Source organism: Stenotrophomonas sp. GL_111, assembly GCF_057835245.1.
On the sequence record NZ_CM174421.1, the window covers coordinates 1,463,780 to 1,480,487 of the forward strand.

Annotated in this window: 16 protein-coding genes; 1 reads left to right on the forward strand and 15 read right to left on the reverse strand. The window is 67.5% G+C overall.

Translation table 11 applies throughout. The features are described from left to right. Positions 1–54 precede the first annotated feature (54 nt). The 7 genes from rseP to AC3IPM_RS06655 all read right to left on the reverse strand — a co-directional run bounded on the left by rseP (position 55) and on the right by AC3IPM_RS06655 (position 7,310). The gene (gene rseP, locus AC3IPM_RS06625; RefSeq protein ID WP_489303172.1) at positions 55–1,413 is read right to left on the reverse strand and encodes an RIP metalloprotease RseP; all 1,359 of its coding nucleotides are present in this window, start codon (positions 1,411–1,413) and stop codon (positions 55–57) included. A gap of 34 nt (positions 1,414–1,447) precedes the next feature. Continuing rightward, positions 1,448–2,638 carry a 1-deoxy-D-xylulose-5-phosphate reductoisomerase gene (locus AC3IPM_RS06630; protein WP_489303173.1) on the reverse strand — a complete coding sequence of 397 codons (1,191 nt, stop codon included), beginning with the start codon at positions 2,636–2,638 and terminating at the stop codon, positions 1,448–1,450. 2 nt (positions 2,639–2,640) lie between these two features. After that, positions 2,641–3,465: a phosphatidate cytidylyltransferase gene (locus AC3IPM_RS06635; protein ID WP_489303174.1), complete on the reverse strand. Its 825-nt coding sequence runs from the start codon at positions 3,463–3,465 to the stop codon at positions 2,641–2,643. After that, the gene (uppS, locus tag AC3IPM_RS06640) at positions 3,462–4,232 is read right to left on the reverse strand and encodes a polyprenyl diphosphate synthase (protein ID WP_489303175.1); all 771 of its coding nucleotides are present in this window, start codon (positions 4,230–4,232) and stop codon (positions 3,462–3,464) included. The genes AC3IPM_RS06635 and uppS overlap by 4 nt, the downstream gene beginning before the upstream one ends. Before the next feature lie 5 nt (positions 4,233–4,237). After that, positions 4,238–4,795, reverse strand: coding sequence for a ribosome recycling factor (frr, locus tag AC3IPM_RS06645; protein WP_489303176.1), 558 nt, complete (start codon positions 4,793–4,795; stop codon positions 4,238–4,240). Positions 4,796–4,954: 159 nt separating this feature from the next. Continuing rightward, complete coding sequence (pyrH, locus tag AC3IPM_RS06650; RefSeq protein WP_489303177.1) at positions 4,955–5,686, reverse strand: UMP kinase; 732 nt, start codon at positions 5,684–5,686, stop codon at positions 4,955–4,957. 124 nt (positions 5,687–5,810) lie between these two features. Beyond that, complete coding sequence (locus AC3IPM_RS06655) at positions 5,811–7,310, reverse strand: sensor domain-containing diguanylate cyclase (protein WP_489303178.1); 1,500 nt, start codon at positions 7,308–7,310, stop codon at positions 5,811–5,813. A 294-nt stretch (positions 7,311–7,604) separates the two neighbouring features. Between AC3IPM_RS06655 and AC3IPM_RS06660 the strand changes: the two genes are divergently transcribed. Further along, a complete protein-coding gene (locus AC3IPM_RS06660) occupies positions 7,605–8,300 on the forward strand; it encodes an AIM24 family protein (protein ID WP_489304025.1) in 696 nt (231 codons plus the stop codon). A gap of 492 nt (positions 8,301–8,792) precedes the next feature. Here the strand turns inward: AC3IPM_RS06660 and tsf are convergent, their stop codons facing one another. The 8 genes from tsf to AC3IPM_RS06700 all read right to left on the reverse strand — a co-directional run bounded on the left by tsf (position 8,793) and on the right by AC3IPM_RS06700 (position 16,641). Next, complete coding sequence (tsf, locus tag AC3IPM_RS06665; RefSeq protein ID WP_489303179.1) at positions 8,793–9,671, reverse strand: translation elongation factor Ts; 879 nt, start codon at positions 9,669–9,671, stop codon at positions 8,793–8,795. A gap of 126 nt (positions 9,672–9,797) precedes the next feature. Next, positions 9,798–10,664 carry a 30S ribosomal protein S2 gene (gene rpsB, locus AC3IPM_RS06670; RefSeq protein ID WP_489303180.1) on the reverse strand — a complete coding sequence of 289 codons (867 nt, stop codon included), beginning with the start codon at positions 10,662–10,664 and terminating at the stop codon, positions 9,798–9,800. Between the two features lie 213 nt (positions 10,665–10,877). After that, positions 10,878–11,594 carry a fimbrial biogenesis chaperone gene (locus tag AC3IPM_RS06675; protein ID WP_489303181.1) on the reverse strand — a complete coding sequence of 239 codons (717 nt, stop codon included), beginning with the start codon at positions 11,592–11,594 and terminating at the stop codon, positions 10,878–10,880. Position 11,595: 1 nt separating this feature from the next. Beyond that, positions 11,596–11,871, reverse strand: coding sequence for a hypothetical protein (locus tag AC3IPM_RS06680; protein WP_489303182.1), 276 nt, complete (start codon positions 11,869–11,871; stop codon positions 11,596–11,598). Between the two features lie 75 nt (positions 11,872–11,946). Next, entirely contained in the window at positions 11,947–12,996 is a 1,050-nt protein-coding gene (locus tag AC3IPM_RS06685) for a Csu type fimbrial protein (RefSeq protein WP_489303183.1), read from the reverse strand. Further along, entirely contained in the window at positions 12,993–15,356 is a 2,364-nt protein-coding gene (locus AC3IPM_RS06690) for a fimbria/pilus outer membrane usher protein (RefSeq protein ID WP_489304027.1), read from the reverse strand. The genes AC3IPM_RS06685 and AC3IPM_RS06690 overlap by 4 nt, the downstream gene beginning before the upstream one ends. Positions 15,357–15,369: 13 nt before the next feature. Further along, a complete protein-coding gene (locus tag AC3IPM_RS06695) occupies positions 15,370–16,107 on the reverse strand; it encodes a fimbrial biogenesis chaperone (protein WP_489303184.1) in 738 nt (245 codons plus the stop codon). A gap of 9 nt (positions 16,108–16,116) precedes the next feature. Further along, positions 16,117–16,641 (reverse strand): Csu type fimbrial protein, encoded by a 525-nt coding sequence (locus tag AC3IPM_RS06700; protein ID WP_489303185.1) that lies wholly within the window; start codon positions 16,639–16,641, stop codon positions 16,117–16,119. Between the last annotated feature and the right edge of the window lie 67 nt (positions 16,642–16,708).

Sequence of the window (16,708 nt, forward strand, 5' to 3'; positions counted from 1 at the left end):
GAATGCAATGTTGCGGGATGCCGGCGCATAAGACGACGACAAAAAGGAAAAAGTTCATCGCGGGCCCAGGCTGAGGATGTCGTTGTAGAACGCCAACCCCATCAGCCCAGCCAACAGCGCCAGGCCGATGTACTGACCGGCGGCCATGGCCCGCTCGCTCAGCGGGCTGCCCTTGACCAACTCAATAAGGTAATACAGCAAGTGCCCGCCGTCCAAGATGGGGATGGGCAACAGGTTGATGATGCACAGGCTCAGCGACAGCAGGGCCAGGAAATACAGGAACCAGTCCAGCCCGCGCTGGGCCGAGACATTGGCGACACGGGCGATCGTGACCGGGCCGGAAATGTTCTGCAGCGAGGCGTTGCCGGTCACGATGCGGCGCATCATACCCAACGAATCGCCCGCCATCCGGGCGGTTTCGCGCAGCGCCACCGGGATGGCCGCAAGCGGGCCGTACTGCAGGCGGGTGTCGTAGGCCGGGGCCTGCTGAACCGGGAAGCTGATGCCGATCTGCCAGGTGGGCTGGCCGCGGCCGTCCTTGCCTTCACGCGGGGTCAGTTCCAGCGCGAGGCGCTCGTCGGCGCGCAGCACTTCCACCATCCCGGGGCCGCCACGCTGGCCCAGCGCATGGATCTGCGCGGCCACCTGGTCGGCGCCGTCGGTGCGCTGGCCGTCGACCGCCACGATCAGGTCGCCGGGCAGCAGTACGCCCTGCGCTGCCGAACCGGGCAGCACCGACTCGACCAGCGGCGGCTGCAGCCAGAACTGCCAGCCCAGGCCGGCCAGCTGAACCACCCGGCGTTCATCGAAACCGGCCGGCAGCTGCGACAGTGGCAGGGCGCGGGTCTGCACCTGGTCCTGGCCATCCAGCACTTCCAGTGCGGCATCGTGGCGATCCATCGCGGCGGTGGTCAGCGCCATGCTGGCCTCGCCGGCACTGGCCACCGGGCGGCCATCGACGCTGATCACGCGATCTCCGGCCTGCAGGCCGGCGCTCTGCGCCATGCCGCTGGTGCGACCGACGGTGGCGGAATAATCCTGTTTGCCCAGTACGAACATCACCCACAGCAGGGCGATGCACAGCACCAGGTTGGCCGCTGGGCCCGCCGCGACCACCGCGATGCGCTGCCAGACGGTCTTGTGGTTGAAGGCCTGGTGGCGCTCGGACGGGTGGACCTCGACCTCGCGCTCGTCGAGCATCTTCACGTAACCGCCGAGCGGGATCGCGGCAATGGCGAACTCGGTGCCGGCGCGGTTGCGGCGCATCCACAGCGGGCGGCCGAAGCCGACCGAGAAGCGCAGCACCTTGATGCCACAGCGCCGTGCCACCCAGTAGTGGCCGAACTCATGGAAGGTCACCAGCACCCCAAGGCTGACGATCATCCACCAGACGGATCCGATGAATTCACCCATGGTGGTCAGCATTGGCAGAAGCGGTATGGGGCATTCAGGCGTGGTCGATGGCGGCGAGGGTGAGCTGGCGGGCGCGCTGATCGGCAGTCAGCAGGACCTCCAGTGTATCGGCGGACTCCACCGACAGTGTTGACAGAGCGTTAGCCACCAGCGCCGGAATGGCAAGGAAAGCGATCCGCCCCTGAAGAAACGCTGAAACAGCGATTTCGTTGGCGGCATTGAGGATGGCCGGGGCGGTGCCGCCAGCGGCCATCGCCTGCCAGGCGAGGCCCAGGCAGGGGAAAGCGTCATTGTCGGGGGCTTCGAAATCGAGCCGGCCCTGGGTCAGCAGGTCCAGCCCGGCAACCCCGGATTCGATCCGCTGCGGCCAGCCCAGGCCCACTGCCAGGGTGGTGCGCATGTCCGGCAGGCCCATCTGGGCCAGGGTGGAGCCATCCACGAACTCGACCAGCGAATGCACCAGGCTCTGCGGATGGACCAGCACTTCGATGCGCTCGCCGGGGATGCCGAACAGGTGGTGGGCCTCGATCACTTCGAGGCCTTTGTTCATCAACGTCGCCGAATCGACCGAGATCTTCGGGCCCATGGACCATTTCGGGTGGGCCACGGCCTGGGCCGGGGTGACCTGGGCGAGCTGCTCGCGGCGCTGGCCGCGGAACGGGCCACCGGAGGCGGTGAGCAGGATCCGGCGCACGCCGGCGCCTTCCAGGCTGGCATCGCGCGAGCGCAGGCACTGGAAGATGGCGCTGTGCTCGCTGTCGATCGGAATGATCTCGGCGCCACTGGCGGCGGCCTGGCGCATCAGCAGCTCACCGGCCAGGACCAGTGATTCCTTGTTGGCCAGCAGGATGCGCTTGCCGGCGGCGGCAGCGGCCAGGGTCGAGGACAGCCCGGCCGCGCCGACAATCGCGGCCACCAGGGTGTCGCAGGCGTCGCTGGCGGCCAGGGTATCCAGCGCGTCCGGCCCGGCATGGGCCTGGGTGCGCAGCCCGGCCGCGCGCAGGCCATCGCGCAAGGCGGCATGCAGCGCCGCATCGGCAATCACCGCATGCTCGGGCTGGTGCGTGGCGCACAGCGCGATCAGCGCCTGCACCTGGCTGCCCGCGGCCAGCACACTGACCTGATAGCGGTCCGGGTGGCGCGCGATCACGTCCAGGGTGGAGGCACCGATCGAACCGGTGGCGCCGAACACGGCGACCCGGCGGGGAGGCAGAACGCTGTCCATGCTCAGAATCCGAAGATTTCCTTGCCGAGTGCGAACACCGGCAGGGCGGCCAGCACGCCGTCGACGCGGTCCAGCACGCCGCCGTGGCCGGGAATGATGTGGCCCGAATCCTTGGCGCCGGCGTGGCGCTTGAGCAGGCTCTCGTACAGATCACCCAGCACCGAGGCGAACACGGTGACCACCGCGGTGATCACCAGGCCGACCACGTGGCCGCTGTCGATACCCGCGAGGTAGCCGAAGCCGAGCGCGACCAGCAGGCCGGCCAGCAGCCCGCCGACCAGGCCTTCCCAGGTCTTGTTGGGGCTGATCCGCGGCGCCAGCTTGGTGCGGCCGAAGGTGCGGCCGGCAAAGTACGCGCCCGAATCGGCGGCCCAGACCACGGCCAGGGCGGTCAGCAGCCACAGGTTGCCCTGCGCGCTGCTGGCGTGGATGAGCACCAGCGAGGCCCAGGCCGGCACGATGGCCAGGGTGCCGGCGAGCAGCTTCAGCGCACGCGCCGGGCTGCTCGGGCTGGCGCCGAAGTTGAAGAAGCGCAGCCATGCCAACGCCAGCAGCCACCAGCCGATGCCGACCAGGGCGGCAATCTGGTACAGCACCAGCGAGCCGTCACCGGCCCACACCATCAGCACCATCAGCACCAGGTTCAGCACCAGCAGCACGGTGCGGGCGAGGGTGTCGTCGACGTCGGCCAGCTTCAGCCATTCCCACAGGCCGATCAGGAACACGGCGGCGGCGGCGGCGGCCAGCCACGGGGTGGGCAGCAGCAGGATCGCGGCGATGGCGACCGGCGCCATGATCAGCGCGGCGATGACTCGGGTTTTGGTCATGGGGTGGACGTCTCGGTGGCCAGGGCGGCGATCTGGGCGCTGGTCAGGCCGAAGCGGCGTTCACGTGCAGCGAAGGCATCGAGGGCCTGCTGCAGGACGGCGGCGTCGAACTCGGGCCACAGCACGTCGGTGAACCACAGCTCGGTATAGGCCAGCTGCCACAGCAGGAAGTTGCTGATACGGGTGTCGCCACCGGTGCGGATGAACAGGTCCGGTGCGGGCAGGTCGGCCAGGGCGACGCGGCTGGACAGCATCGCTTCGTCGATCTGTTCGGGCAGCAGCCGGCCGGCTGCGACTTCGACCGCCAGTTCGCGCGCGGCGCGTGCGATGTCCTGGCGGCCGCCGTAGCTGGCGGCAATGTTCAGGGTCATCGCCTGGTTGTCGGCGGTGCGTTGTTCGGCCAGCTGCATGCGGCTGACCAGCCCGGCGCCGAAGCGCTCGCGTTCGCCGATGAAGCGCACGCGCACGCCACGGCGATGCAGCTCGTCCACTTCGCGGTCGAGGGCATTGAGGAACAACTTCATCAGCGCGTCGACTTCCTCGCTCGGCCGGCCCCAGTTTTCACTGGAGAAGGCGAACAGGGTGAGCGCGGCGATGCCGCGTTCCAGACAGAAATCGATGGTGCGGTTGACCGCGCGCGCGCCGGCCCGATGGCCGATGACGCGTGGGCGGCGACGCTTCTGCGCCCAACGCCCGTTGCCATCCATGATGATGGCAACGTGGCGCGGCACGGGCGCGCTGGAGCTGGTGGTCGGGGCCTGGGACATGGGGCTCAGACCGCCATCAGTTCCTTTTCTTTTTCCGCAACCACACTATCGACGTCCTTGATGGACTTGTCGGTCAGCTTCTGGATGTCGTCTTCACCGCGCTTCTTGTCGTCTTCGCTGATCGACTTTTCCTTGATCAGCGTGGCGATGGCCTTGTTGGCGTCCTGGCGGATGTTGCGGATGGCGATCTTGGCGCCTTCGCCTTCCTTCTGCACCTGCTTGCCCAGCTCCTTGCGGCGCTCTTCGGTCGGCGGCGGCAGGTTGAGGCGGATCACGGTGCCGGCCACGTTCGGGGTCAGGCCAAGGTCGGAGGCGTAGATGGCCTTCTCGACGTCCTTGATCATGCCCTTGTCGAACAGCGTGATGACCAGCGAGTGGCCTTCGGAAACGCTGATCGAGGCGACCTGGTTCAGCGGGGTATCGCTGCCGTAGGCCTTGACGGTGATGCGGTCCAGCAGCGCCGGCGATGCGCGGCCGGTACGGATGGAGGTCAGGGTGTGCTTCAGAGCATCGATGCTCTTGGCCATGCGCGTCTGCGCGTCCTGCTTGATTTCGTTGAGCATCGCCCGAATCCTGGATGTAACTGGGAATCGGGCGATTATAGGCGAATACGGGCTTGTGCCGTCGTATTGACGCTTATGCCGCCGGCCGTTGAGGCCCTATGCGGCGGTGGGACGTGGCAGCGCCGGGCGATTGGCCGGCGCTGCACATGACTACCCCGTTCAGGCAGTCTGGTCGCGGCCCTTGACCAGGGTGCCGATGTTGCTGCCGTGCAGGATCTTCAGCAGTTCGCCCGGCTGGCCCATGTCGAACACGCGCAGCGGCAGATCGCTGTCGCGGGCGAGCGCGAAGGCGGCGGTATCCATCACTTCCAGGCCACGGCGGATGACTTCGTCGTAGGTGAGGCTGTCGAAACGGACCGCGTCGTCGTACTTGTTCGGGTCCTTGTCGTAGACGCCGTCGACCTTGGTGGCCTTGAGCAGCAGGTCCGCGCCGATTTCGATCGCACGCAGCGCGGCGCCCGAATCGGTGGTGAAGAACGGGCTGCCGACGCCGGCGGCGAAGATCACCAGGCGGCCTTTTTCAAGGTGGCGGATGGCGCGGCGGCGGATGTAGTCCTCGCATACATCGTTTATTTTGATCGCGCTCATCACGCGCGCCTTGGCGCCGAGCTTCTCCAGCGCGTCCTGCATGGCCAGGGCGTTGATGACCGTGGCCAGCATGCCCATCTGGTCGCCGGTGACCCGGTCCATGCCGCCTGCGGCCAGGCCGGCACCGCGGAAGATGTTGCCGCCGCCGATCACCAGGGCCACTTCAGCGCCGGCCTGCTGGGCTTCGATGACTTCACGCGCCAGCCGGTTGATGACCTTGGGGTCGATGCCGTAGTCCTCGTCTCCCATCAGCGCCTCCCCGGAAACTTTCAGCAGGATGCGGCGATAGATGAGATTGGACATGGTGGCCTCTGGATGCGTGGAAAACGCGGGAATTCTACTGGAAGCCGGGCCGGAGGGCGGATTTATTTTGCTGCAGTGCGGCGAGGGTGGTGCGGTTCTGCCGCCGCACCACCGCTAAACCCGTTCAGGCCGGCGCAGTGCCCGGCGAACGGGCGATGACACGGTTACGGCCCAGGTTCTTGGAGCGGTAAAGCACGTCGTCGGCCGCCTTCAGCAGGTCCTGAACATCGGCGAAACGCTCGTAGCCACCCTGGGTGGCCACGCCGGCGGAGAAGGTGACGAACAGCGGGCCGCCATCCAGTTCGGCCATGGGCGTGTTGACGATGGTGGCGAGCACCCGGCGCACCACTTCCAGCGCGACCGGTTCGGTGGTGTTGGGCAGCAGCGCGACGAATTCCTCGCCGCCGAAGCGGGCCACGGTATCGCTGGTGCGTAGCTGTTCCTGCAGCTTGCTGGCGAACATGCGCAGCACTTCATCGCCCATCAGGTGGCCGTGGGCGTCGTTGATCTTCTTGAAGTCGTCCAGGTCGATGAAGGCCACCGACAGCGGCCAGCCGTGGCGCGTGGCGCGCAGGAATTCCTGCTCGAGCACGGCTTCCAGCTGGCGCCGGTTGAGCACGCCGGTGAGCGCATCCCGGTGGGCCTGCTCGGCCAGGCGGTTGGCGCGCGCTTCGAATTCGTCGGCACGCTGGCGGGCCAGCGAGGCATCCTGCATTTCGCGCAGGTTGCGTAGCGTGGCCAGTTCCTGGGCGTGGTCGATCAGCTGCTGCACGCGCGAGGGCGAGAACAGCGTGGTTTCGAACAGGGCGCTGATGTCGGGCAGGGCTTCGCTGATGCGCGACAGCACCTGGTCGAACTGGGCGCTGTCCAGCTGCAGCTTCTCGTTGACCAGCTGCAGGGCATGTTCGCGCGCGGCATCGGCATCGGGATTGAGCCAGATATCGGCGACGGCGCCGGACAGGGCCACGCAGATCTGGAAGTTGTCTTCGGCGTCGGCCGGCGATTCGCTGCGGGCGATGCTGTCCACCAGGTAGCGCGGCAGGTCCCACTGTTCGGCCATCCACGCGCCGACCTCGGCGTGGCTGCACTGCAGGTGCTCGCGTTCAAGGGCGACCAGGGCATCGTTGTCGCGGGCCTGGCGCAGCAGCGGCAGGTAGTGCTCGGGCTGGGACTGGGCGAGCACCAGCACGCCGATGTCCTGCAGCAGGCCGGCCAGCATCAGCTCTTCAGCCTTGCGCAGGCCGCGGGCCTGGCCCAGCAGGCTGGAGGCCAGGGCGCTGAGGATGCTGCGCCGCCACGCGCGTTCGCGCAGGTCATGGCCTTCGCCGGTGGCGTTGAGGTCCTGGGTGACGGTAAAGCCCAGCGCGAGGCTGACGGTGGCATTGAGGCCGAGCATGGTCAGTGCCTGGCCGAGATTCTCGATCCGGCGGCGGCTGGCATACAGCGGTGAGTTGGCAATGCGCAGCATGCGGGCGCTCAGCGCCATGTCGATGGCGATGATGTCGGCGGCGGTGGTGATGTCCGCTTCCGGGTCCTGGGCCAGCTCGATGATGCGCAGGGCAATACCGGGGGGCGAGGGCAGGTTGCGGCAGAGCGCCAGGGCGGCTGTCAGCTCGGGAGGCATGTCTGGACTATTGATGTGTTGTGGCAAGAATACATGGAGTGCGTCACATATTTGGGCGGAAATTCTTGCGTTGGGGTAACAAATCGCGTTGGCAATCTTGCGCCGATCCGCCATGCAAGGCAAAACCAGCGGGCAAACGGCGTGGCGACTGGGCGACGGGGTCTTTGGTAACACATTCGCCACCGAATGGGGGAGTGGCGTTGTGCGGGGCGCCGCCGACAATGGGGTGCGGTGGGCGCGATGTGCGTGGGGAGGCTACCATTCGCGCTCTCAACCACAAGGATGCTGCAACCGATGGCCGTGAAGTCGCTCGAGGAATTCCTGTCCACGTCGAAGGAAAAGGATGTCAGTGCGGATGCGTTCGAGCTGGAAAGCCTGCACATGCTGGAAGTGCGGGTCGATGGCATGGTGTGGGCGAAGTCGGGTTCCATGGTGGCGCGCAAGGGCGCGGTGAAGTTCACCCGGCAGGGGATTCTCGAGCAGGGTCTGGGCACGCTGCTGAAGAAGATGGTGACCGGCGAGGGGTTGCAGTTGATGAAGGTGGAGGGGCAGGGCCGCGTGTACCTGGCCGATGCCGGCAAGCAGGTGACGCTGGTGCGTCTGGCGGGTGAGTCGATTTTCGTCAACGGCAACGATGTGCTGGCGTTCGAGACGGGGATCGATTCGAAGATCACGATGATGAAAAAGGTGGCCGGGATGCTGTCCGGCGGGCTGTTCAACATCAAGTTGAGCGGGCACGGGATCGTGGCGATGACGTCGCACTACGAGCCGATGACGCTGCCGGTGAACGCGCAGACGGGTCCGGTGTTCACCGATCCGAACGCGACGGTGGCCTGGTCGGGTTCGCTGTCACCGGAGATCGTGGCGGATATTTCGTTGGGCACGCTGGTGGGGCGCGGTTCGGGCGAGACGCTGCAGATGAAGTTCGCCGGCGAAGGTTGGGTGGTGGTGCAGCCGTACGAGGAAGTGGCCTTCCAGTCGAAGGGCTGAGCCAGCGCATTGGCCTTGCTCTGCATTGACGTTGGTAGTGCCGAGCCATGCTCGGCAGAAACAACCGCAACACCCAAAGTCAACGTCAACAGCAACAGCAACAGCAACCTTTCACTCCCGCCTGAAATGGGCTGGGGCGTTTGAGTTTGCAGGACACGCTGCAAGTCCCGCTCCGCGGCCCGGCCCAGCCGCTGGCGGCTGTGCGTTCAGTCGCACGCGAGGCAATGCCTCGCAAACGTGCGCCTTCACCCATGTAAGCTCCGTCGGCGCATCCATGCGCCTCAGGGTCCTGCAAACTCAAACGCCCCAGCCCATCGACACTTGGCTGGTGTGCAGTTGAGGTCAACTTCAACGGCAGCGGACGTTTCCCATTCGCCCAGCCCGCACCAGTGAAGCGCCGACGTTCTTGATCTTGCTCCCGCCCACAAAAAAGCCCGGCATATGCCGGGCTTTTTCGTTCTCGCGGTATCGCCGAGGCGATGCCGGGATGGATCAGGCCAGACCGGCCTGCTTCATCACTTCGGCGGCGTAGTCTTCCACCACCTTCTCGATGCCTTCGCCAACGGCCAGGCGCTTGAAGCCGATCACTTCGGCGCCAGCGGCCTTCAGGACCTGCTCGACCGACTGGTTGGTGTCCAGCACGTACGGCTGGCCGTACAGGGTCACTTCGTTGACGATCTTGGCGATCTTGCCGCTGATGATCTTTTCCAGGATGTCGGCCGGCTTGGACTTGTCCTTGTCGGACATCTTGGCCAGTTCGATTTCCTTTTCCTTCGCAACGAACTCGGCCGGCACATCGGCCGCCTTGTTGTGCGGCGGGTTCATCGCAGCCACGTGCATGGCCAGGCCACGGGCCAGCTCGGCGTCGCCGCCGGCCAGTTCAACCAGCACGCCGATGCGGCCGCCGTGCACGTAGGCAGCGACGTTGTTGGTCGATTCCAGGCGAACGATGCGACGCACGTCGACCTTCTCGCCGACCTTGGCGATGACCGCGGCGCGGGCTTCTTCGACCGACTCGCCGGCCGGCAGCTTGGCGACCTTCAGTGCATCGATGTCAGCAGCGCCCGAGCTCAGCGCGGTGCCGGCAACGGCCTTGGTGAAGTCCAGGAAGTTGCTGTCCTTGGCGACGAAGTCGGTTTCCGAGTTGACTTCGACCAGCACGGCCTTGTTGCCTTCCTGCGCGGCCACGATGATGCCTTCGGCAGCGACGCGGTCAGCCTTCTTGTCGGCCTTGGCCAGGCCCGACTTGCGCAGCCATTCGGCCGAGGCGTCGATGTTGCCGCCGTTTTCGGTGAGTGCCTTCTTGCACTCCATCATGCCGGCGCCAGTGCGCTCGCGCAGTTCCTTGACCAGGGAAGCAGTGATTTCCACGGGATTTCCTCACGAAAGAAAGGGGTTGGGCCGGCATGGTGGCCGGCCCGTATGACAGGGTCCTGTCATCGCGCCATCGGCAGCGGACAGGAACGGTGGGCGCGCGGCGCCCACCGAGGGCCTGGATCAGGCCTGGGCTTCGCCAGCCTTGTCGGCGGCCGGAGCATCGGCAGCCGGAGCGACAGCGGCCGGAGCGGCAGCAGCAGCAGCCGGAGCAGCAGCCTTCTTGGCCGGAGCGCGGCGGGCCGGCTTGGCTTCTTCGCCAGCGGCTTCGCTGAACTCTTCTTCACGGACGGTGGCAGCGTGCGGAGCAGCAGCCTTGCCTTCCAGCACGGCGTCGGCGGCAGCGCGGGCGTACAGCTGCACAGCGCGGATGGCGTCGTCGTTGCCCGGGATCGCGTAGTCGACCAGTTCCGGGTTGTAGTTGGTATCAACCACGGCGATCACCGGGATGCCGAGCTTCTTGGCTTCCTTGATGGCGATGTCTTCGTGGCCGATATCGATGACGAAGATCGCGTCCGGCAGACGGTTCATGTCCTTGATGCCGCCCAGCGAGGCTTCCAGCTTGTCGCGCTCGCGACGCAGGCCCAGCACTTCGTGCTTGACCAGCTTCTCGAAGGTGCCGTCGGTTTCGCCGGCTTCCAGTTCCTTCAGGCGGGCAACCGACTGCTTGACGGTACGGAAGTTGGTCAGGGTGCCGCCCAGCCAACGCTGGTTCATGAACGGCATGCCGCAACGCTCGGCTTCTTCGCGGATCGACTCGCGGGCGCTGCGCTTGGTGCCCAGGAACAGGATGGTGCCGCGCTTCTGGGCAACGCTGGAAATGAAGTTCATCGCGTCATTGAAGAGCGGAACGGTCTTTTCCAGGTTGATGATGTGGATCTTGCCGCGGGCGCCGAAGATGTACTGGCCCATCTTGGGGTTCCAGTAACGGGTCTGGTGGCCGAAATGGACGCCGGCTTCCAGCATCTGACGCATGGTGACCTGAGGCATTGCACTACTCCTGAATGGGAACCGGCCGCCACGGGTAATAGTTGGGCGGTCCGCCGCAAGGCGGGTGGTTCCGGGGTTTGGCTTCCCTGTCGCTTCCGTGACCGAACTCCTTGCGGAGCACCCCGGCACGGATATGGGCGGCAGGTGTGGATTCACCGGTGACGTCCGGTGTTGACGGTTTCCCCTGCACCAAGGCGCGGGGGATCCGGTCGATTATAGCCCGCTGGCGGCCGAGGGTGCAATTGGCGGGGGTGGCGGTGCCAGCGCAGCCTCGTCGGCATGGTCCAGGCGGGCCCGGAATTGACCACCCGCGTAGCCATCGGCGCGCGGCGGCAGCGGCCAGCTGCGCTGGCGGCCGGGCAGGACATAGCCGGCCAGGCCCGCGATCAGGGGGTGCCGATGGCCCTGGGCATCGATGAACACCAGGTCGGCCAGGTGCGCGTGGTGGTGGCCGCCATTGTAAAGCTGCAGCTGCGGCTGCGGGCCAGGCTGCACGGCGACCTGCAGGGCAGGGGTGGCGACGATGGCGGTGGGTGGGTCCAGAAACACCGGCAATGAATAGCGCGGTGCGTGTTGTGCGGGCAGGGCGGGATCGGGGCTGATGACCAGCCGATAGGCCTGCTGCACCTGTACGGGGGCCGCGTCCAGGCGAACCACGCGCAGGCGCTGACGCTGGCCGGGCGCGATCTCCAGCCGCGCCGGACTCAGAGCCAGGCCCTCGGTGGGGCGCAGTTGTTCGGCGTCGTCCTGCTGCTCCCAGCGGTACAGCCGGGCCTGGCCGGACCAGGGCGCGGGGCCGGGGTTGTGCAGCCACAGGGTAGTGTCGGCCTGCTCGGCCGGGAGCAGAACCGCTGTGGCGGACAGTTCCAGGCCCGGTGCGGCGAACGCCGGTAACCCCAGGGCCAGGGCGAGCAGGACGCGAAGGACCATATCAATAGGTGACCGTGACCCGGTCCTGGGCGTGCGCCTCGGCCGGTTCGGCCGGGGTCAGCGCCTGCACCTGGGGCGGTACCGGGGTGGGTGCGTCACTGCGTTGCTGCGCGGGCGGGCAGTGCCGATCCCCGGACGATGGGGCGGCAGCGCAGTCGGCCACGATCCGCAGCGCGATGCGCAGGCCGGTATGCGATTGCGCAAAGGCCGGGGAAACGATCGCCCACGACAGGGCGGCCAGGCAGGCCAGGAGGGCGGGAAACCGTCGCAGGGTCATCGAACATCACAGCCGGGGGACGTGGCCGGTATCGGCCGGTGCCCGGCCGGCTTGAGGGCTGGCGCGTGGCCGGGATCAGTAGGTGATGGTCACGGTGATGACGTCCTTGTAGCTGCCTTCGGCCGGCAGGGCGCCACTGGTGGGCGGCGCGCGGCCATACACGGTCACGGTCTGGGCGGCGCCGTTGCCGGTGCCGGTCACGGTGTCCACCCCGATCGTGTTGCCCCAGCGCTGGCTGCGCCCGCTGTCGCGATACAGCTCGTAGGCGATGAAATACGCGGGATTGGTGAGGTGCTGCATGCGCCGGGTGGTGGTGCCGAGCACGTGCTGGCCGTTGTTCAGGCCGATGTTGTAGGCGGTGCGGTTGATGCAGGTCAGGCCGATGGTCGAGAGGCGGTCGATGTTGCCGGTGATCGCGCCGGCGTTGTTGCCGAAATCCATGTCGGTGGTGATGTAGGTGCTGCACTGTGGCAGCACATTGGCGGTGACGGTGAACGGAAAACCGCCGGTGGCGGACTTGTTGCCGGTGGCGCCGGCACCGGCCGCGGTGGTGCACGCGGCCGGCGGGCTGGCAGTGCCGAGCAGCACTTCGTTGAAGGCATAGCGCAGGGTCACCGCGGCACCGCTGAAGCTGCTGCTGAAGCTGCCGGCGGACAGCACCTGTGCGGCCGGGACCTGGCCGTAGATGGTGACGAGGACATTGCCGCTGCCCCCGGTGAGCAGGGGTACGTTGTAGTTGAGGTCGACCACCGCCGCGCCAGGGCTCGCGCCGGGGGTCAGGCCCCAGACCGTGGTGCGGGTGGAATTGGAATACAGCTGGTAGCCCATCACATCCAGGGTGCTGTTGGTCAGGCTGCGGGTCGGCGTGGTGGCGCTGCCGGCGCTGCCGTTGCCGATCCCCAGACAGGCACGGACCGAGGCGGTGGCCAGCAGGCTTAGTGCAGTGGTGGTGCAGGTAATGGTGAAAGTGGTGGTGGTGTTGGTGACGCTGGCCGCGCCATTGGTGATCGGCCCGAATGCCAGGGTGACCGGAGTGGTGGTGGTGCAGGTGGTGTCCGCGCGTGCGGCCGGGCTGACGCACAGCACCAGCAGCATCAGCAACAGGCCCAGCAGCGCGCGGATCATGGCGTGGCCTCCGGCAGACAGGGCAGAGGGCCGAGCCGGGGTACCCGGGTGCTGTTGGCGGGAAGCTGGGCCAGGGTCACCGTGCAGTGGCCGCGTTCGGTGGTGATCTGCAGTTTCGCCGGAACGTGCAGGTCTTCCAGGTAGGCCTCGCCGTCGTAGCCGACCGTCGCCTGTCGCGCATCGGGCAGGCGGATCCGGCTGCCCGCGGGCAGCGGCTGGCCGTTGCCATCGTGCAGGATCACGGTCACCGCACGGGTCCGGCGCAGGCCGAAGTCGACCCCGATGCCCGCGCTCTGCCGGGGCGTGACCCAGCGGTCGACCTCGGCGGCACGCACATCGGCCGGCAACGCCAGGGTGTCGATCGAGAGGCGGTTGCGTTGCCAGGACAGCAGGGGCGTGACCAGCAGCAGTCCGTTGCGGTCGGTGTTGCCGATCACACGGTTTTCCAGGCGGACCGGGATGCCGCTGAAATCGCCGGTGGAGACCACCGCGAAGGCGTCGGGAACCTCGCGCGCGGCAAACACATGGCCGCCCATCCAGACCAGGCTGCCACTGGCGTTGGCATAGCCGTAGTCGCTGTTGCCCTGCCGCGAATAGCCCAGTGCGTAGCGGCCGGACCGGTTGAGCCAGCCCGCCTCGGCCAGCCCGCCACCGCCGCTGTCGCCGCCCCGCGCCTGTACCCGCCAGCCCATGCCGCCCTGGCTGCCATCGCCGGGCACCGGTTGGGACAGGTCGGCGATGTAGGTGTTGCTGTCGCCGTTGCGCTGCGCCGACAGGCTGGCCTGTCGGCCGCTGCCGAGCGCGGCCGACAGCGACAGGTACACGCTGCGGTCGCGGCTGTCGGACAGGTTCTGGTTGACCGACAGATACGCCGACCAGCGTTGGCCGATGCTGCGCGACCAGAACAGGCTGGCGTAGCGGTTGTCTTCGCCGCCGCGATAGCGCAGCCGCAGGTAGCTGGCGCTGAAGGCGCCGGCCCGTTCCAGGTTGAAGCCGAGCGTGGCCTGTTCGCTGATCTGCGGCGGCAGGCTGTTCTGCAGTGCGCCCAGGTCGCGGTAGTCGCCGTGGCTGCGGCGGCTGGACATGTTGAGGTTGAAACGGCGGTTGTTCCAGCTGTAGCCCAGCGCGTACTGGCCGCCCTGGCGGCCGTCGAAGCGGCTGCGTGCATAGGCCGCATTGACCACACCCGCATTGCCCAACAACCACCAGCCGCCTGCGCCGGCGTTGCCCACGCCGCCACCGCCTTCGGCATGCAGTTCAGCGGTGAAGCGGTCGCTGGCACCGTAGCGCCAGGTGCCGCTGGCAATCGTCTGCGGTTCATAGGCGAAAGAGCGGATGGCGTAGTCGCGACGCATCCGGCCCACCCCGAGCGACCAGTCCGACAGCCCCTTGGCAAGCAGCTGCTGGGTGCCGTAGAAGGCGAAATCCAGGGTCTGCATGCGCCCGAACGCGTCGGTGATCACCACCTGGGCATTGCCGGTGCCGCTGATGCCCGGTTGCGCGGCCAGCTGGAACGGGCCGACCGGCACCTGGCCGTTGTACTGGCGCAGGCCGTCCACGTAGAGCTCCACGTTGGAGGGCACCACCGCCTCGCCAAGGAAACTGGGCGTGGGGGTCAGCACGCGGTAGGGCTGCAGGCCGTAATTGCGGCCGACCTGGATGCCGCCCATGCGCACCGGGCGGCTCCAGTCGACGAAGCCGCTGTAGAAGTCGCCGACCGTGAGCGTCACTGCCGCATCGGGGAAATCCAGTTGCCAGCGGCTGTCCAGGCGGACGCTTTCGCCGCGCCAGCGCCGTTGCGGGTCCTGGTAGGTACGCATGATCGCGCTGTTTTCCAGCACGCCGCGGCCGAGCCCGAACACGCGCATCTGCGTGGTCAGCGCCAGGTTGCCGCCGGCATCGTTGTGGCTGCCGTAGAGGTCGTAGTTGAGCAGGCTGCCCGGTGAGGCCGAGGCCACCGGCGTGGTTTCGCCCGCGCGCTGCAGCCGCGTGGTTGGCAGATCCAGCTGCTCCAGTGGCACGTCCAGCGACAACGTCTGCTGGTTGGCGTCATAGCGCAGCACCACTCCGGTCAACTGGTCCAGCGGCACCGGGGCCTCGCCGCGGGCGCGGAAACCGAGCTGGCGCAGGGTGCCGGGGGAGGCCAGCAGCCGGCCCAGTTCCTGGGTGAAGGGCATCAGCCCACGCGGCGTGCGGTTCAAGGTCACGTCCAGATACAACGTCTGCGGTGCGGTCAGCGGGGTGGGCGCCGGGGCCGGCAGCATGGCGTCGCCGGAAACGCCCGAGGCTTCCAACCCGCCCTCCGCGGCGGCTTCGGCGGCCGCACTGGCCCACGGCAACAGGCTGGCACCGAGCAGCATGCGCGCGCAGGCCTCAGCGAGCCGGTGGCGCAACGGGCAGTGGCGTCTGGGCCGACTCACCATTGATCCTGGCCAGGAAAGTGGCGCCTGCCAGCCGCGCCGGCGGCACCTCCAGCGGCCAGCGCATGGTCTGGCCGGCGAGCACGTAGCCCAGCAACCCCGGGTGCAGGACCTGCGGGCGCTCGGGCGTGCCGATACCGACATCGGCCAGCTGCGCATGCGCGCGGCCGTCGTTGTGGACTTCCAAAGCCGGTCGACCATCGCCCAGTGTCACCAGGCGTGCCTGCAGCCGTGGGGTGCCCGGTTCGGTGGGTTGCACGAACACGGGCAGCGAGTAACGCAGCACGAACTGCATGCCGCTGCGCTGCGGATCCAGGCCCGGCACTTCGTCCACGATCAACCGATAGGCCAGTTGCTGCGGCGGTGCCTGCGGGTCGGTTCGGACCACCCGCAGCAGCTGCTGCTGGCCTGCCGAGAGCGCCTGCATCGGCGGGCTGACCTGCAGCTCGTCGGTGGGTTGCAGCTGGTCCTGCCCGTTCTGCTGTGTCCAGCGGTAGACGCGGACCTGCACCTGGACCGGTGCGGTGCCGCTGTTGCTGACCCACAGCGCATCGGCGTTCTGCCGTGCGGTGAGCTGCAGCGAGGTGGGGGCGACCTGCAGGCTGGCGGCGGGACTGGTGGCGGGCAGGGCGAGCAGGCTGCAGGCCACGACCAGCCCCCGCCAGGGGCGGGCCCCTGCGGAAATCGGCATGCGCGGCCCTCAGTAGGAGATGGTGGCGGTGACCGTGTCCTGGTAATTACCGGTGGCGGCGTTGTTGACGCTGGGGTTGGCGATCTGGCCGAACACGTTGTAGGCCACGGCGAGCCCGGTGCCGGTGCCAGCCACCGTATTGGTGCCGGTGGTGGAGCCCCAGACATTGGCATGGCCGCTGTCCTGGTAGAGCTGGTAGCCGACGTAGTTGTTGGTGGTCACCGCCGCATTGGTGTTGACCATGCGCCGGGTGGTCACGTCGTTGGCGGTGGCGGCGTTGCTGCCGGCATTCAAGGCGATGGTGTACGGGGTCAGCGCGGAGCACTGCGCGGTGATGGTGCCCTGCGCGTTGGACGGGGCGGTGGCGGTGGACAGCGCCGAGCCGAAATCAACGTCGGTCGCCGCGGCCGCGGTGATCGTGCAGGCCTTGGTGATGATGATCTTGACGTTGAAGGTGGTGGTGTCGGCGGCCAGCGCCGGCGTGGCGACGGCGGCCAGGCCAAGGCTGAACAGCAGGGGGCGGAGGGATCGCATGGCATGCTCCTTGGACGGGGTCCTGGATGAACAAGTCGATGTACTGCCTGACTGCGGGGACGTGCGC